This window comes from Kitasatospora sp. NPDC059827, from assembly GCF_042731675.1.
In the GTDB taxonomy this organism is placed as follows: Bacteria; Actinomycetota; Actinomycetes; order Streptomycetales; family Streptomycetaceae; genus Kitasatospora.
Genome location: NZ_JBHWIV010000076.1, coordinates 25,598 through 41,829, shown reverse-complemented (window position 1 = coordinate 41,829; position 16,232 = coordinate 25,598). Strand labels below are relative to the sequence as shown.

The 16,232-nt window shown below is 72.5% G+C and carries 15 protein-coding genes and 1 tRNA gene; 10 read left to right on the top strand and 6 right to left on the bottom strand.

Translation table 11 applies throughout. The annotated features are described in order from the left end of the window. The first annotated feature begins 404 nt into the window (after positions 1-404). From ACFV8H_RS32855 to ACFV8H_RS32845, 3 genes are all read left to right on the top strand, one after another. A tRNA-Leu gene (locus ACFV8H_RS32855) sits at positions 405-486 on the top strand. Between the two features lie 142 nt (positions 487-628). Beyond that, positions 629-1,498 carry a Bax inhibitor-1/YccA family protein gene (locus tag ACFV8H_RS32850; RefSeq protein WP_380407248.1) on the top strand — a complete coding sequence of 290 codons (870 nt, stop codon included), beginning with the start codon at positions 629-631 and terminating at the stop codon, positions 1,496-1,498. Positions 1,499-1,587: 89 nt separating this feature from the next. Then, positions 1,588-1,956, top strand: coding sequence for a hypothetical protein (locus ACFV8H_RS32845; protein ID WP_380407246.1), 369 nt, complete (start codon positions 1,588-1,590; stop codon positions 1,954-1,956). Between the two features lie 103 nt (positions 1,957-2,059). Here ACFV8H_RS32845 and ACFV8H_RS32840 read toward each other — a convergent pair whose 3' ends face one another. The 3 genes from ACFV8H_RS32840 to ACFV8H_RS32830 form a co-directional block, all read right to left on the bottom strand. Beyond that, positions 2,060-3,016: a hypothetical protein gene (locus tag ACFV8H_RS32840; RefSeq protein WP_380407244.1), complete on the bottom strand. Its 957-nt coding sequence runs from the start codon at positions 3,014-3,016 to the stop codon at positions 2,060-2,062. A gap of 288 nt (positions 3,017-3,304) precedes the next feature. Beyond that, a complete protein-coding gene (locus ACFV8H_RS32835; RefSeq protein ID WP_380407243.1) occupies positions 3,305-4,525 on the bottom strand; it encodes an acetyl-CoA C-acetyltransferase in 1,221 nt (406 codons plus the stop codon). A gap of 64 nt (positions 4,526-4,589) precedes the next feature. Next, the gene (locus ACFV8H_RS32830) at positions 4,590-5,669 is read right to left on the bottom strand and encodes an SGNH/GDSL hydrolase family protein (protein ID WP_380407241.1); all 1,080 of its coding nucleotides are present in this window, start codon (positions 5,667-5,669) and stop codon (positions 4,590-4,592) included. 232 nt (positions 5,670-5,901) lie between these two features. On the opposite strand from ACFV8H_RS32830, the gene ACFV8H_RS32825 reads away from it, so the two are divergent. The 3 genes from ACFV8H_RS32825 (at position 5,902) to ACFV8H_RS32815 (ending at position 9,579) form a co-directional block, all read left to right on the top strand. Continuing rightward, positions 5,902-7,302, top strand: coding sequence for a cystathionine beta-synthase (locus ACFV8H_RS32825; RefSeq protein ID WP_380407239.1), 1,401 nt, complete (start codon positions 5,902-5,904; stop codon positions 7,300-7,302). Positions 7,303-7,777: 475 nt separating this feature from the next. Continuing rightward, complete coding sequence (locus ACFV8H_RS32820; RefSeq protein WP_375884538.1) at positions 7,778-8,110, top strand: hypothetical protein; 333 nt, start codon at positions 7,778-7,780, stop codon at positions 8,108-8,110. A gap of 188 nt (positions 8,111-8,298) precedes the next feature. Then, positions 8,299-9,579 (top strand): Ig-like domain-containing protein, encoded by a 1,281-nt coding sequence (locus ACFV8H_RS32815; protein ID WP_380407237.1) that lies wholly within the window; start codon positions 8,299-8,301, stop codon positions 9,577-9,579. A gap of 82 nt (positions 9,580-9,661) precedes the next feature. Here the strand turns inward: ACFV8H_RS32815 and ACFV8H_RS32810 are convergent, their stop codons facing one another. Continuing rightward, positions 9,662-10,024: a cupin domain-containing protein gene (locus tag ACFV8H_RS32810; protein ID WP_375884543.1), complete on the bottom strand. Its 363-nt coding sequence runs from the start codon at positions 10,022-10,024 to the stop codon at positions 9,662-9,664. Between the two features lie 137 nt (positions 10,025-10,161). Continuing rightward, positions 10,162-10,839 carry a peptide-methionine (S)-S-oxide reductase MsrA gene (gene msrA / locus ACFV8H_RS32805; RefSeq protein ID WP_380407235.1) on the bottom strand — a complete coding sequence of 226 codons (678 nt, stop codon included), beginning with the start codon at positions 10,837-10,839 and terminating at the stop codon, positions 10,162-10,164. A gap of 233 nt (positions 10,840-11,072) precedes the next feature. Here msrA and ACFV8H_RS32800 point away from each other — a divergent pair, with 233 nt between their 5' ends. Further along, positions 11,073-12,227 carry a cystathionine gamma-synthase gene (locus ACFV8H_RS32800; protein ID WP_380407233.1) on the top strand — a complete coding sequence of 385 codons (1,155 nt, stop codon included), beginning with the start codon at positions 11,073-11,075 and terminating at the stop codon, positions 12,225-12,227. Between the two features lie 5 nt (positions 12,228-12,232). Here the strand turns inward: ACFV8H_RS32800 and ACFV8H_RS32795 are convergent, their stop codons facing one another. Further along, positions 12,233-12,715 (bottom strand): MarR family winged helix-turn-helix transcriptional regulator, encoded by a 483-nt coding sequence (locus ACFV8H_RS32795; RefSeq protein WP_380407231.1) that lies wholly within the window; start codon positions 12,713-12,715, stop codon positions 12,233-12,235. Between the two features lie 111 nt (positions 12,716-12,826). On the opposite strand from ACFV8H_RS32795, the gene ilvA reads away from it, so the two are divergent. From ilvA to ACFV8H_RS32780, 3 genes are all read left to right on the top strand, one after another. Further along, on the top strand, positions 12,827-14,038 hold the full coding sequence (gene ilvA, locus ACFV8H_RS32790) for a threonine ammonia-lyase (RefSeq protein WP_380407229.1): 1,212 nt from the start codon (positions 12,827-12,829) through the stop codon (positions 14,036-14,038). A 169-nt stretch (positions 14,039-14,207) separates the two neighbouring features. Next, complete coding sequence (locus ACFV8H_RS32785; protein WP_380407227.1) at positions 14,208-15,314, top strand: ATP-binding cassette domain-containing protein; 1,107 nt, start codon at positions 14,208-14,210, stop codon at positions 15,312-15,314. A gap of 1 nt (position 15,315) precedes the next feature. Continuing rightward, positions 15,316-16,173 carry an ABC transporter permease gene (locus tag ACFV8H_RS32780; RefSeq protein WP_380407225.1) on the top strand — a complete coding sequence of 286 codons (858 nt, stop codon included), beginning with the start codon at positions 15,316-15,318 and terminating at the stop codon, positions 16,171-16,173. Positions 16,174-16,232 lie beyond the last annotated feature (59 nt).

Genomic DNA, 16,232 nt, shown 5'->3' with positions numbered 1-16,232 from the left:
GTCCAGGGCGACGACCCGGGTCTCCCCCTCCCCGTAGACCTTGTTCAGGCCGGTGGCGCGGGCGGCCGCCAGGCCGGTACGGACGGCGGTTGCGGTCGACGTGGTCACGGGGGTGCTCCTCGGGGGTTCGCGGATTCGTACCTCCATGCTCCGCGACGTGATCATGGTTCGGCGTCGACCCCTCGAACGGTTGGCCCGACCACCGCTGGGCGTACGGGCGGTGCCGGACCCTCCTCCTGGGGTATGACGGGAACCCTGAGGACGGTGCGGTGGCCGGAATCACCGTGCTTCGTGGCCGAATCTCGAACTGTTCGTCAGATGGCAAGGAAACATGACAACTTCCCGGGCTGGGAACATGCGAAAGGGTGAGCCGGGCGACTAGTCTCAGGGGTGGTTCGCAGGACGCCCGGATGGTGGAACGCAGACACGGGCAGCTTAAAACTGCTTGGCCGCGAGGCCGTGCCGGTTCGAGTCCGGCTCCGGGCACCGCAACGACCCGCGGGGGCGCCTCCGGCGTCCCCGCCGGGAGTGGTTCACCGGATCCTCCTCGCGGCGTATCCCGGAATTTTTGCCAAGCCATTACCCTGGTACCTGGGCGGTGCAGTGCCGCCACGGAGGGAATGTGCACATGAGAAGCAGCAACCCGGTCTTCTCGCGGGAGGGGTCTTTCACCCGCGAGCCCGGTTACGCGGGGTTCGGTGGCACCGCGCAGGCCGGGGGCCAGCACGGCAACCCGTACGCGGGGACGCAGTACGCCCAGCAGCCGCAGGGCCAGGGCCCGATGACGGACGAGCAGCTCTACCAGATGTACAACGGGCCGTCGGCCGGCCCGGCGGCCACCGGGCGGATGACGCTCGACGACGTGGTCGCCCGCACGGCGATGACGCTGCTCACCCTGGTCGCCGCCGGTGCGGTGGCCTGGTTCACGCTGCCGTTCGAGAACTTCGGCTTCGCGATCGGCGCCAGCCTGGTGGCCATGGTCGTCGGCCTGGTGATCTCGTTCAAGAACAGCGTCAGCCCGCCGCTGATCCTGACCTACGCGGCCCTCCAGGGCTTCGCCATGGGCGCCGTCTCGCACGCCTTCAACACCATGCTGAACGGCATCGTGATCCAGGCGGTGCTGGGCACGGCGGCGGTCTTCGCGGCGATGCTGTTCGCCTACAAGAGCGGCCGGATCCGGGTCACCGCGCGCTACCAGCGGATCGGCCTGGCGATCGCCCTGGGCTTCGTGCTGCTGATGCTGGTCAACGTCATCGCGATGGCCTTCGGCGCCGACATGGGCCTGCGCTCCGGCCCGCTGGGCATCGTGGTCGGCCTGATCGGCATCGGCCTGGGCGCCTTCTTCCTGTCGCTGGACTTCGCGTCGATCGAGGAGGCCATCGCCCAGGGCGCCCCGCAGCGCGAGTCCTGGCGGGCCGCCTTCGGGCTCACCCTGTCGCTGGTCTGGATCTACATGGAGATGCTGCGCCTGATCGCGATCCTGCGCGGCGACGACTGACGCACCCCTGGTCCTCGCCACCCACTGCCGCCGGGCCCCGGAGCATTCTCTGCTCCGGGGCCCGGCGGCGTTTGGTTAGGCTCCTCCCCATGCATGACGTACAGCCCCTGGTCGTAGCCGTCGACGGACTGGCGGATCGTTTCCGCTCGCTGCCGCAGAGCAAGTTGCTGGGCGCCGTGCCCGGGCACGCCTCGCGGGCGGCGGCCGTGCTGGCGCTGGCCCGGCGGCTGGCCGCGCTGGCGCTGGCCGTGGAGGGCGGGCCGGAGCGGGAGTTCCCGGACGCCGGGGCCTTCGCGGCGGGGGACCAGCTGGCCGTCGCCGGGCACGACCTGGCGGCCGCGCTCGCGGCGCTGCCCGAGGGGGCCGAGGTGGCGCTGCCGGACGGGCCGGTGGCGGTGGGCGAGCTGCTGGCCGAGGCGGTGGCCGCGGTGCGGGAGACGGCCTCGCTCTGCGGCTGACCCGCCGGAGCGCGTCCCCGGAGCCGGACACGCCGAAGGCCGCCCGGGTCGGTAACCCCGCGACCCGGGCGGCCTTCGGTCCTGCTGCGTGACTGAGGTGGGGTCAGATGCTGGCGACCACCCGGTCGGCGAGCACGTAGACGGCCTCCTCGTCGGTGGAGAAGGTCAGCGAGTAGGAGCCGGAGAACCGCGAGCCGCCGAGCAGTCGGACGTGCTCACCGGCACGGACCGCGTCGATCAGCCGGTAGGCGGCCTCCCGGTCGCCCGGGGCCACGCACAGCGTGGTGCCGTCGGCGAAGGCGTACACGTCCAGGGTGCCGAGCGGGCCCGGGCGGACGTCGATCAGGGCGACGGCCTCCTCGGCGAGGGCGGCGAGCCGGGTGTCGGTCCACTCCCGGGAGGGCGCCTGGCTCGGTACGAAGTCGGGGTGGGAGGGGTGGCGGCGCGGGTCGGGGGCGGCGACCGGGGCCTCCTCCACGAGCGGCTCGGCGTCCAGCAGCCCGGCCTCCAGGCCGGTGGCCAGCAGGTCGGCCTCGCGGCGGGCGCGGGCGTCCTTGGTGGGCTCGCCGGCCGGGTGGCCGGGGCGCAGCGGGGTGCCGCCCTCGGTGCCCGGCTCGGCCGGGCCGGTGCCGCCCTCGGTGATCAGGTCCTCCAGCGCGGAGCGCAGCGCCTCGCCGAACTCCGGGTCCATCGTCCCGGCGTTGTCGGCGGCGTCCTGCGGGCCGGTGGGGCGGGGGAAGAACAGCGGCCACTCGTCGGTGCCGGCCAGTGCCTCGGTGAAGGGCGCCCCGGCGAAGGGGGAGTCGAACAGCGGGGCGTCCTCGGCCGCGCGGGCCTCCTGCTCGGCCCAGAAGGCCCGGGCCTCGGTGATCTCCCGCTCGCGGTCGGCGGCCAGGGCCTCGGCGACGGCCCGGCGTATCGCGGCCTCGTCCACCGGTGCGGGCCCGGTCTGGGCCGCCGCCTGTGCGTCCAGCCGCCGGGAGATGCCCCGGAGGCGCAGCAGCACGGCGGTCGACACGGTGATCAGGATCAGCAGCAGGATGGTGTAGACGACGCTCACGGAACGTACTCCTAGCGAGGAGCGGAACGGGGTTACGTGTCCACACTGCCCCATCCGGGGCTGTTACCGCAGTGGCGAATGTCTAATTCGTCCGGGACTTTCGCTCTTGTCCCCAAATTGTTAGGTAACACCGTTCTACGCAGTGGAGTTGATCCGCTCCGCAGTGTCGATCCCCGGACCGGAAACGACCGGAAAGAGGGCCGGATCGACCTCTCGGTGTGATCCGGCCCTCAATTACCCACGGTCACTCCAAACGGGTGGTCCAGACCCTTCGGAGCACGGGGGGCGTCAGCTGAGGCGCTCGATGACCATCGCCATGCCCTGGCCGCCGCCGACGCACATGGTCTCCAGACCGAACTGCTTGTCGTGCCACTGCAGGGAGTTGATCAGCGTGGTGGTGATCCGGGCACCGGTCATGCCGAAGGGGTGGCCGACGGCGATGGCGCCGCCGTTGACGTTCAGCTTGTCCAGGTCGATGCCGAGGTCGCGGTAGGACGGGATGACCTGGGCCGCGAAGGCCTCGTTGATCTCGACCAGGTCGATGTCGTCGATGGTCAGGCCGGCCCGTCGGAGCGCCTGCTTGGAGGCCTCGACCGGGCCGTAGCCCATGATCTCGGGGGAGAGGGCGCTGACGCCGGTGGAGACCACCCGGGCGAGCGGGGTGATGCCGAGCTCGCGGGCCTTGGTGTCGGACATGATGACCAGCGCGGCCGCGCCGTCGTTCAGCGGGCAGCAGTTGCCGGCGGTGACGGTGCCGTCGGGGCGGAAGACCGGCTTGAGGCCGGAGACGCCCTCCAGGGTGACGCCGGCGCGCGGGCCGTCGTCGGTGCTGACCACGGTGCCGTCCGGCAGGGTGACCGGGGTGATCTCGCGCTCCCAGAAGCCGGCCTTGATGGCGGCCTCGGCGAGGTTCTGCGAGCGGACGCCGAACTCGTCCTGGTCGGCGCGGGTGATGCCCTTGAGCGCGGCCAGGTTCTCCGCGGTCTGGCCCATCGCGATGTAGGCGTCCGGCAGCAGGCCGTCCGCGCGCGGGTCGTGCCACTCGCCGCCGCCCTCCTCGGCGCGCTTCTTGGTGCGGGCCTGGGCGTCGTCGAAGAGCGGGTTCATGGTGCCCGGCATGCCGTCCGAGGTGCCGTTGACGCTGCGCGACACGGTCTCGACGCCGGCCGAGATGAAGACGTCGCCCTCGCCGGCCTTGATCGCGTGCAGTGCCATCCGCGTGGTCTGCAGGGAGGAGGAGCAGTAGCGGGTGATGGTGGCGCCGGGCAGGTAGTCCATGCCCATCTGCACGGCCACGATGCGGGCCAGGTTGTGGCCCTGCTCGCCACCCGGGAGGCCGCAGCCGAGCATCAGGTCGTCGATCTCGCGCGGGTCGAGCTGCGGGACCTTGGCCAGGGCGGCCTGGATGACGTGGGCGGTCAGGTCGTCCGGGCGGACGTCCTTGAGGGAGCCCTTGAACGCCCGGCCGATCGGCGAACGGGTGGCGCTGACGATGACGGCTTCGGGCATTGCGGGCTCCTCGCTGGGTGACGGCGGACCTGGCGGTCCGGGAGGAAAGTTACCGCTTGGTAGCTCAGTCGTCACCGGCACCGGCGTGTGAGCTGGCCGACGTGTTGCCGGGCACCGGGCCGGGCTCCCGGGCCGCGTCCGGGCCGACCCGCAGCCGGTGGCGCAGCAGGGCCCAGCGCCGGCCCGGGCCCCCCGGGTCCACGGCCGCGACCTCGGTGCCCGCCCGGCCGGCGGCGGCAGCGGCGGCCACCGCGACCGGCAGCACCGTCTCGCCCGGCAGTGCCGCCCCGCCGGGGCGGGCGGCGCTCGGGCGCTCCTCCTCCGGCCACAGGTCCAGCGCGGCGCAGACCGAGGGCAGCACGGCCATCGCGGCGGTGGCGTAGCCCTGGGCCGAGGGGTGGTAGCGGTCGGCGGCGAACATCTCCGGGCGAGCGGCGAACTCCGGGCCGAGCAGCGAGCCCAGTGAGACGGTGCGCCCGCCCGCCTCCACCACCGCGATGGTCTGCGCGGCGGCCAGCTGGCGGCTCAGCCGCCGGGCCACCCAGCGCAGCGGCGGGCGCACCGGCTTGATCGTCCCGAGGTCCGGGCAGGTGCCCACCACCACCTCGCACCCGTTGGCGCGCAGCGCGGCGACGGCCTCGCCGAGCTGGCGGACGGCGAGCTGGGCCGGGCTGTGCCGGGTCACGTCGTTGGCCCCGACGATGATCACGGCGACGTCCGGGCGGTGTCGCAGGGCCCGTTCCAGCTGGCCGGAGAGGTCGGCCGAGCGGCCGCCGGAGCGGGCCACGTTGACCAGCCGCACCGGGCGCTCGGCGACCGAGGCCAGACCGGCGGCCAGCAGCGCGCCCGGGGTCTCCCGGCCGCGGGCCACGCCCAGGCCGGCGCCGGTGGAGTCGCCGAGGACGGCCAGCACGAGCGGCGGGCGCGGCGGCGCGGCGCCGTCGGCGAAGGCCTCGCCGTAGACGCCGTCGGCCTTGGGCGGGACGGTCTCCAGGACTCCGATGGCCTGGACGGCGAGTTTGCTCTCGGTCAGCAGCAGGCCCACCAGGCCCACGCCGAGCAGTCCGAGCCCGCCCCCGCCGTACGCCGCCGCGGTGGCGATCCGACGGGCCACCCGGGCCCGCGAGTCCTGTGCCCCTGGCATCCGGTGCCCCCTTCGCGTCCTCGTGCCGCCCCCTCCGGGGACACGGTCGTGCCTGCACAGCGCTCTTACCCGCGCGGAGGGCGGGAGTACCGGGGGCGCGGGCGGGGGTGGGCCATTGGGGGAACGCGGCGGCGGTGGGGGGAGTGCGGGAAGGGAGGGCTGGGGCACGTGGCACGCCCTAGGCTTTGCAGTACCGAATGCACTCGCATGCCCATAGACCGGGAGGACCCCCGTGCGGTACCACAACTCGATCATCGACCTGGTCGGCAACACGCCACTGGTCAAGCTGAACAAGGTCACCGAGGGCATCACCGCGACAGTGCTGGCCAAGGTCGAGTACTTCAACCCCGGTGGCTCGGTGAAGGACCGCATCGCGATGCGCATGATCGAGGCCGCCGAGGCCTCGGGCGCCCTCAAGCCGGGCGGCACGATCGTGGAGCCGACCTCCGGCAACACGGGCGTCGGCCTGGCGATCGTGGCCCAGCAGAAGGGCTACAAGTGCATCTTCGTCTGTCCGGACAAGGTGTCCACCGACAAGATCAACACCCTGCGCGCGTACGGCGCCGAGGTCGTGGTCTGCCCGACCGCCGTCGCCCCGGAGCACCCGGACTCCTACTACAACGTCTCCGACCGCCTGGTCCGCGAGACCCCGAACGCCTGGAAGCCGGACCAGTACTCCAACCCGGACAACCCGGCCTCGCACTACTACTCCACCGGCCCGGAGCTGTGGGAGCAGACCGAGGGGAAGATCACCCACTTCGTGGCGGGCGTCGGCACCGGCGGCACCATCTCCGGCACCGGCAACTACCTCAAGGAGGCGTCCGGCGGCAAGGTCAAGGTCGTCGGCGCGGACCCGGAGGGCTCGGTCTACTCGGGCGGCACCGGCCGTCCGTACCTGGTCGAGGGCGTCGGTGAGGACTTCTGGCCGACCGCCTACGACCGCGGCGTCGCGGACGAGATCGTCGCCGTCTCCGACAAGGACTCGTTCCAGATGACCCGCCGCCTCGCCAAGGAGGAGGGCCTGCTGGTCGGCGGCTCCTGCGGGATGGCCGTGGTGGCCGCGCTGGAGGTCGCCAAGAAGCTCGGGCCGGACGACGTCGTCGTGGTGCTGCTGCCGGACGGCGGCCGCGGCTACCTGTCGAAGATCTTCAACGACGACTGGATGGCCGACTACGGCTTCCTGCCCTCGGCCACCGACGAGGCCCACATCAGCGAGGTGCTGGTCCGCAAGGAGGGCATCGAGCAGGGCGGCGTCCCGCAGTTCGTCCACATGCACCCGAACGAGACGGTCGCCGAGGCGGTCCGGGTGCTGCGCGAGTACGGCGTCTCCCAGATGCCGGTGGTCTCCCCGGGCGCCGGGCACCCGGACATCATGGCCGGCGAGGTGATCGGCTCCGTGGTGGAGAAGCTGCTGCTGGAGGGCATCTTCGCCAAGGAGATCGAGCTGACCGACACGCTGGACAAGGTGATGTCCAAGCCGCTGCCGGTGGTCGGCTCGGGCGAGACCGTCACCAACCTGATGACCGTGCTGGAGAAGGCCGACGCGGCGGTCGTGTTGGTGGAGGGCAAGCCGCAGGGCATCGTCACCCGCCAGGACCTGCTGGGCTACCTGACCACCCGCGGCGCGCACTGACGACCGCTCACCCCGCCCCGCCCGCGGCCGGATCCGGAGGATTCGTCCACGCGCGAAGTGGTACACCGGCGTCACCTGCCCGCAGCACGTGGTTAACACGGCTCCGGCATCGTGGTGGTCAACGGCAAGACGCCGCGCGAGACGGCAGTGGTCCACCGGGAGCGGCTCCCCGGTGACCGCGGCCGGCTCCGGTCACGTCGGACGGTCCTGACCCGGCCGCCGTGTCCGCCCTCCCCGACCGTTGATTCGGAGGGAGGGGCCCCTCCGTGGGGGCGCCGTCGTCCCGACCCTGCCCGGCTCCGGCCGGTCGACAGGGTGCGGCGGCTCCCACGGGCGATCACCGCGCCGTCACGGCGCGGCTCCGCGGCTCCCGGGTGGGGGAGCCGGTCCGGAGCACGGCGGGGCCGGTCCTGTTCCGAGGGACCGGCCCCTTCCGTGCACGCCGGGGGGTCCGTGGTCCCGTACGCTCGCTGGCATGACCAGCACTGAAACGACCGACGCCCCGCGCTACGTCAAGCTCAAGATCGAGCTCATCGCGGAGATCACCGACGAGGGCGCGCTCAAGGCCGCGGCCCTGCAGCAGGTCGCCGGGGACGAGTACCTCGACGACGAGGAGCGCGCCCAGTCCGTCGACGCCATCGAGGTGGACCCGTCGGGTTCGCTCGCCCACTTCATCGACCCGGTCGCGCTGCTCGGCGACGTCCCGGGCGTGGAGCTCGCCTCGGCGACCTGGGAGTCGGCGCAGACCGAGTTCGACCCCGAGAACGAGGAGTGGGACGAGTACTCCGTGGAGGAGTCCGCCGAGTAACGGCCGTTCGCGCCGTCACCACCCCTGAACACCCGGTCCGCCCCCGGCGGACCGGGTGTTTTGTCCATGCTCAGCGGGAAGTTGGGTCATCTCATACGATCGCTTACCCTTCGATGGTGGAACCGTGAGCGGCCGGATTGCGTTTCTGTATCCGTAATTGCCCGGGATGATCAGCAGGGAGACGCGACGTGACGGCACGGGACGGTCAGGGGCGGGTGGCCGGAGTCAACTGGAGCCGACGCGGAGTGCTCGCGGGCCTGATCGGTGCGCCGGTCCTGCTGCTCGCGGCCTGCAACGACAACAGCGGCGGCAGCGGTGGTGGTGGTGGCAACGGCGGCTCCGGCAACGGCGGCGGCACCCCGGGCTCCGGCGGCGGCAGCAGCGCGCCGAAGACCTCGACGGCCGTGATCACCGTCGCCCCCGCGGACGGCACCACCGGCGCGAGTTTCAGCGAGCCGGTCAAGGTCACCGTCGCGGGCGGCACCCTGACCAGCGTCAAGGTCACCGACTCCACCGGCAAGGAGCTGGCCGGCCAGCTCTCCAGCGACAACACCAGCTGGACCTCGGCCGCGGCCCCGGCCAGCGGTACCAAGTACGCCGTGACCGCCAGCGGCGTCGACAAGGACAAGCTGGAGGCGGACGCCAACGCCAGCTTCACCACGGCGACCCCGGCCAACACCTTCGTCGGCTACTTCACCCCCGAGGACGGCTCGACGGTCGGCGTCGGCATGCCGGTCTCGATCAACTTCAGCAAGCCGATCACGGACAAGAAGGCCGTCCAGTCGGCGATCACCGTGATAGCGGAGCCGGGCGTCGAGATCGTCGGGCACTGGTTCTCCAGCACCCGCCTCGACTTCCGGCCGCAGGAGTACTGGGCCAAGGGCACCAAGGTCACCCTCAAGCTCCGGCTCAAGGACGTCGAGGGCGCGAAGGGCGTCTACGGCACCCAGTCCAAGGACGTCGCCTTCACCATCGGCCGGGCCCAGACCAGCGTCGCCGACCTCGCCACCAAGAAGCTCACCGTCACCACGGACGGCCAGGTCAGCGCCGTCTACAAGATCTCCGGCGGCTCCTCCGAGCACACCACCTGGGGCGGCAAGATGGTGATCTCCGAGCAGTTCACCCAGACCCGGATGAACTCGCAGACCGTCAACCTGGGCAGCGAGTACGACATCGCCGACGTGCCGCACGCCCAGCGCCTCACCACCTCGGGCACCTTCATCCACGGCAACTACTGGTCGCCGTCGTCGATCTTCGGCGGGCAGAACACCAGCCACGGCTGCGTCGGCCTCCAGGACGCCAAGGGCGCCCAGGACAGCAGCACGGACGGCTTCAAGTTCTACAAGTCCTCGATGGTCGGCGACGTCGTCGAGGTCCGGAACTCGGGGGACAAGACCGTCGCCCCGGACAACGGCCTGAACGGCTGGAACCTCGGCTGGGCCGACTGGAAGGCCGGCAGCGCGGTCTGACCCGCTCCCGCCCCGCCGTTCCCGCTCAGCACCACTGCTTCCGCCCGCCCCTCGGCCCGCCCGAGGCGGCGGGCGGCCGCGTTCACCGCTTCGCGTAGTCCGCGAAGCCCTGCCAGTCCACGATCACGCAGGGCTCGTCGCCCAGGATCCAGGCGTCGTGGCCGGGCGGGCAGATCATGAAGTCGCCCGGGCCGTAGTCGGCCTGCTCGCCGTCGTCCATGACGATCCGCATCCGGCCGGAGACCACGTACCCCAGGTGCGCCGCCCGGCAGCTGTCCGTCCCCGCGATCGGCTTCACGTGCTTGGACCACTGCCACCCCGGCTGGAACACGGCCCGGCCGACCGGGCCGCCGTCCAGGTTGACCAGCCGCAGCTCCCCCGAGCCGTCCTCGAACGGGCGGACCTCCTCGGGAGCCTCGAAACTCATGCGGACCAGACCGGACATGGCGCACTCCTCTCACGAGGAACGGCCCGGCCGCCAAAAGGTGGCCGGGCCGCCCTTGCTGGCCCTTCCAGTCTGCGCCCGCCCCCGGGAACGGTCACCTCGGGTGGCGGGCGCCCGGACGGCCCGACGGCGGGCGGTCAGCCCTGGGTGCGGGCCACTCCGATCGGGCAGGAGGCGCCGGTGCCGCCGAGACCGCAGTAGCCGTTGGGGTTCTTGGCGTCCGACAGGTACTGCTGGTGGTACGGCTCGGCCGGGTAGAACGGGCCGGCCTCGGCGAGCTCGGTGGTGATCGGGCCGTGACCGAGCGCGGTCAGGGCGGGCTGGAAGGCGTCCCGGGTGGCGGCCGCGGCGGCGGCCTGGGCGGGGGAGTGGGTGTACAGCGCGGAGCGGTACTGGGTGCCCACGTCGTTGCCCTGGCGGTTGCCCTGGGTCGGGTCGTGGGCCTCCCAGAAGGCCTTCAACAGCCGCTCGTAGGACACCACCGCGGGGTCGAACACCACCCGGACCGCCTCGGTGTGCCCGGTCAGGCCGCTGCAGACCTCCTCGTACGTCGGGTTCGGGGTGTAGCCGCCCTGGTAGCCGACCAGCGTCGTCCAGACGCCGGGCAGCCGCCAGAACGTGCGCTCGGCGCCCCAGAAGCAGCCCAGCCCGAAGTCGGCCACCTCCAGCCCCTCCGGGTACGGGCCGGTCAGCGGGTGGCCGAGGACGGTGTGCGGCTCGGTCAGGGCGAAGGCCGGGGCCGGGCGGCCGGGCAGCGCCTGGTCGGCGGGGACGAGCGAGGTCTTGTGGCGGTCGAACAGCACGGCCTGCTCCATCGGGGTAGGGAGGGTTGCCCAGGATTCAACGCACCGGACGGCCCGCGGATTCCGGCTCGGGCGACTCCCGGGATCGGGTCCGGTGGATTCCGGGGATCCGGCCCGGCGGACTCCGGCGGACTCCGGCGGACTCCGGCGGACTCCGGCGGACTCCGGCGGACTTCGGGGATCCGGTCCGGGAGGTCCGGGCATTCCGGCGGGCGCACGGCGGTACGGCCGTTAGGCTCGGAGCCATGACCGAGCACCAGCTTCCCCAGGGCTTCGAGACCCTCGCCATCCACGCGGGTCAGGAAGCAGACCCCCAGACCGGGGCCGTCGTCACGCCGATCTACCAGGTGTCCACCTACAAGCAGGACGGGGTGGGCGGCCTGCGGGGCGGCTACGAGTACAGCCGCAGCGCCAACCCCACCCGCACCGCGCTGGAGGAGTGCCTCGCGGCCCTCGAAGGCGGCGCCCGCGGCCTCGCCTTCGCCTCCGGCCTGGCGGCCGAGGACACCCTGCTGCGTACCATCCTCAAGCCGGGCGACCACATCGTGATCCCCAACGACGCCTACGGCGGCACCTTCCGGCTGTTCGCCAAGGTGCTGACCCGCTGGGGCGTCGAGTTCTCCGTCGCCAACACCCAGAAGCTGGACGACGTCCGCGCCGCGCTGCGCCCCAACACCCGCGCGGTGTGGGTCGAGACCCCGTCCAACCCGCTGCTCGGCATCACCGACCTGGCCGGGCTGGCCGAGGTCGCGCACGGTGCCGGGGCGCTGCTGGTGGTCGACAACACCTTCGCCAGCCCGTACCTGCAGCAGCCGATCGCGCTCGGCGCGGACGCGGTCGTGCACTCCACCACCAAGTACATGGGCGGCCACTCGGACGTGGTCGGCGGTGCGCTGGTGCTCGCCGAGGCCGGCCTCGGCGAGGAGGTCGCGTACCACCAGAACGCGATGGGTGCCGTCTCCGGGCCGTTCGACGCCTGGCTGGTGCTGCGCGGCATCAAGACCCTGGGTGTCCGGATGGACCGGCACAGCTCCAACGCGGAGAAGGTCGCGGAGCTGCTGGCGGGCCACCCCAAGGTCAGCCAGGTGCTCTACCCGGGCCTGCCCGAGCACCCCGGCCACGACATCGCCGCCAAGCAGATGAAGGCCTTCGGCGGCATGGTCTCGTTCCGGGTCGCCGGCGGCGAGGACGCGGCCGTCGAGGTCTGCAACCGCGCGCGGCTGTTCACCCTGGGCGAGTCGCTGGGCGGCGTGGAGTCGCTGATCGAGCACCCGGGCCGGATGACCCACGCCTCGGCGGCCGGTTCGCCGCTGGAGGTGCCGGCCGACCTGGTGCGCGTCTCGGTCGGCATCGAGTCGATCGACGACCTGCTGGCCGACCTCACCCAGGCGCTGGGCTAAGGGGATCAGTGGCCCTGCTGGTCTGCCGTGTACGACTCCATCGCGAGGTTGAAGCGGGCCAGCAGGGCGCAGAACGCCTGTTGCTCCTCGGGCGGCCAGTCGGCCGTCAGGCGGCGGGTCAACTCGGCCCGGCCGTCCCGGACTTCGGCGAGTCGGCCGGTGCCGCAGGCGGTCAGCGCGAGCCGCACCGCGCGGCGGTCGGCCGGGTCCTGCACCCGGCCGACCAGCCCGGCCGCGACCAGCGGGGCGACCTGGCGGGTCACCGTGGAGGAGTCCACGCCGAGCGCGTCGGCCAGCGCCTTGACGTTGGCCGGCCCGTGCCGCTCCAGGCGGTCGAGCAGCAGGTAGGCGGCCCGGTCCAGCACGGCCACGCCGCCGCCGGAGGTCCGGACCTGTTCCATCCGGCGGGCGAACACCGCCAGCTGGTACTGGAGTTGGGTGTGGACGGGCTCGGTTCGGTCGGTGGCCTGGGGCGAGGTCGTCGTCATCGCGGCTCACGATCGTCATGCGGTGAGAGAAGCTCAGAAGCAGCAGCGTACGCGGGCGGAGCGGGCCCGGGAACAGGCCCGACGTCCCGGGTTGGCCCCTAGGCTGGGATCATGCACAACTGGCCGATCACCCTCGACGACGTCCGCGGCGCCCAGAAGATGCTCGCCGGGGTCGCCCGGGTGACCCCGATGGAGGGCAGTCGGCACCTGTCCGGGCTGATCGGCGCGCCGGTCCACCTCAAGTGCGAGAACCTCCAGCGCACCGGCTCCTTCAAGCTGCGCGGGGCGTACGTGCGGATCGCGGGGCTCTCGCCGGTGCAGCGGGCCGGCGGGGTGGTCGCGGCGAGCGCCGGGAACCACGCCCAGGGGGTGGCCCTGGCGGCCTCGCTGCTGGGGGTGCGCTCGACCGTGTTCATGCCGGTCGCGGCGCCGCTGCCGAAGGTCGCCGCCACCCGCGAGTACGGTGCCGAGGTCCGGCTGCACGGCGCCACCGTCGACGATGCGCTGCAGGCCGCGCAGCGGTACGCGGAGGCGACCGGCGCGGTGTTCATCCACCCCTTCGACCACTGGGACGTGGTCACCGGCCAGGCGACCGTCGGCCTGGAGATCCTGGAGCAGTGCCCCGAGGTGCGCACCATCCTGGTCGGGGTGGGCGGCGGCGGGCTGCTGGCCGGGATCGCGGCGGCGGTCAAGCCGCTGCGGCCGGACGTCCGGGTGGTCGGGGTGCAGGCGGCGGCCGCGGCCGCGTACCCGCCCTCGCTGGCGGCCGGGCGGCCGGTCTCGCTGGAGCAGTTCGCCACGATGGCCGACGGGATCATGGTCGGGCGCCCCGGGGACATCCCGTTCGAGGTGGTCAACACCTTGGCGGACGGCATCCGCACGGTCTCCGAGGACGCGCTGTCGCGAGCCCTGCTGCTCGGCCTGGAGCGGCTCAAGCTGGTGGTCGAACCGGCCGGGGCGGCCCCGATCGCGGCGCTGCTGGAGCAGCCGGACTCGTTCGAGGGCCCGGTGGTGGCGGTGCTCTCCGGCGGCAACATCGACCCGCAGCTGATGCAGCGGGTGCTGCGGCACGGGCTGGCGGCGGCCGGGCGCTACCTGTCGCTGCGGGTGCGGCTGGCGGACAAGCCGGGCTCGCTGGCGGACCTGCTGGGGGTGCTGACCAGGGTGGACGCCAATGTGCTGGACGTCGCCCACGTCCGGATCGACCCCCGGCTGGGGCTCACCGAGGTCGAGGTGGACCTGCACCTGGAGACCAAGGGGCCGGAGCACTGCGCGCTGGTGGTGGGGGAGCTGCGGGACGCGGGGTACGTGGTCTCCGGCTGAGCCCCCGCGGGCGGTTCCTCGAATTCGCTTGACGCGATGTATCGCGAGTTGCCAGGATCGCGATACATCGCGTTCTGTGTCGGTGGCCGAGAACCGAGTCGCCCACGCGCCCGAACGGGGGGCAAAGTGGGACAGATCGCTCCATTCGTCCGAGGAGATGAGGCAGGCCATGGCGCCAGCCATCCAAGCCGAGAACCTGGTGAAGACCTTCGGCGACGTACGAGCCCTGGACGGCGTCAGCCTCGACGTCCCCGAGGGCACGGTGCTCGGGCTGCTCGGCCCGAACGGTGCCGGGAAGACCACCACCGTGCGCGTCCTCACCACCCTGCTCCGTCCCGACTCCGGCCACGCGGTGGTCGCCGGGGTCGACGTCCTCAAGCACCCCAACAAGGTCCGCAGCCTGATCGGGCTGTCCGGCCAGTACGCGGCGGTCGACGAGTACCTGACCGGCTTCGAGAACCTCACCATGGTCGGCGAGCTCTACCAGATGAGCACCCGCAGCGCGAAGGCCCGCGCGCTGGAGCTGCTGGAGTGGTTCAACCTCACCGAGGCCAAGGACCGCACCGCCAAGACCTACTCCGGGGGCATGCGCCGCCGCCTCGACCTCGCCGCCGCGCTGGTCGTCCGGCCGCCGGTGATGTTCCTCGACGAGCCGACCACCGGGCTCGACCCGCGCAACCGGCTCGCGCTCTGGGAGGTCATCGAGACCCTGGTCGAGCAGGGCACCACGCTGCTGCTCACCACCCAGTACCTGGAGGAGGCCGACCGGCTCGCCCACGACATCGCGGTGGTCGACCACGGCCGGGTGATCGCCCGCGGCACCGCCGACCAGCTCAAGGCGCAGATCGGCGGCGAGCGGATCGAGGTCGTGGTGCACGACCCGGGCCTGGTCACGGACGCGGTCGCGGCCCTGTCCGGGTACGCGCTGGGCGAGCCCGCGGTGGAGAAGAACACCCGGCGGATCACCGTGCCCGTCAGCGGCGGCGCCCGGGTGCTCGCCGACGTGATCCGCGAACTGGACGGCCGGGGCATCGAGATCGACGACATCGGCCTGCGCCGCCCCACCCTGGACGACGTCTTCCTCACCCTCACCGGGCACATCGCCGAGTCGGCCGAGGAGGACAGCGGCGGCGGTGCGAAGGGCCGTGGCCGGGGCGGTCGCGGCCGCGGCTCGTCGGGCGGCGGCGCGGACGGCACGGACGGTGCGGACGGTGCCGACGGCGGGGGCCAGGGGCCCGACGGGCAGCGGGCCGTCGCGGCCGGAACGGAGCGCTGAGATGAGCACCTCCACCGAGCACGCCATCGGCGCGGCCATGCCGACGCCCCGCCGGGGCCTGTCCGCGACCCTGCACGACTCCTGGGTGGTCGCCAAGCGCAACCTGCGCAGGATGTCCCGGATCCCCGAGATCGTGGTGTTCGGGCTCATGCAGCCGGTCATGTTCGTGCTGCTGTTCTCGTACGTCATGGGCGGGGCGATCAAGATCCCCGGGACGAACTCCAGCTCCCACACGTACATCCAGTTCCTGATGGCCGGCATCTTCGCCCAGACCGTCACCTTCGCCGTCGCCGGCGCCTCGGCCGGCATCGCGGAGGACATGACCAAGGGCCTGGTGGACCGCTTCCGCTCGCTGCCGATGGCCCGCTCCGCGGTGCTGGTCGGCCGTACCCTCGCGGACCTTTGCCAGACCGCCTTCACGCTCGTCGCGCTGGCGCTGGTCGCGCTGCTGGTCGGCTGGCGGATCCACGAGGGGGTGCTCAAGGCGCTCGGCGCCTTCGGGCTGCTGCTCCTCCTCGGCTACGCCTTCTCCTGGATCGGCGCGCTGATCGGCCTCTCGGTGCGCAGCCCCGAGGCGGCCACCTCGGCCGGGCTGATCTGGCTGTTCCCGCTGACCTTCATCTCCAACGCCTTCGTGCCGGTCAGCTCGATGCCGGGGTGGCTGCAGGGCGTCGCCTACTGGAACCCGTTCAGCGCGACCGTGCAGGCCTGCCGGGACCTCTTCGGCAACCAGGTCGGCCCGGTGGACAGCGCCTGGCCGATGCAGCACGCGGCGCTGGTGTCGGTGCTGTGGTCGGTGGTGATCACGGCGGCGTTCTCGTGGCTGTCGGTGCGCAAGTACCGCTCGGCGGCGGGCTGAGCGGCGCGGCCGCGGCTGCGGCCGCGCTTTCGGCTTACGGTCCGGCTCTGGCTCCAGCT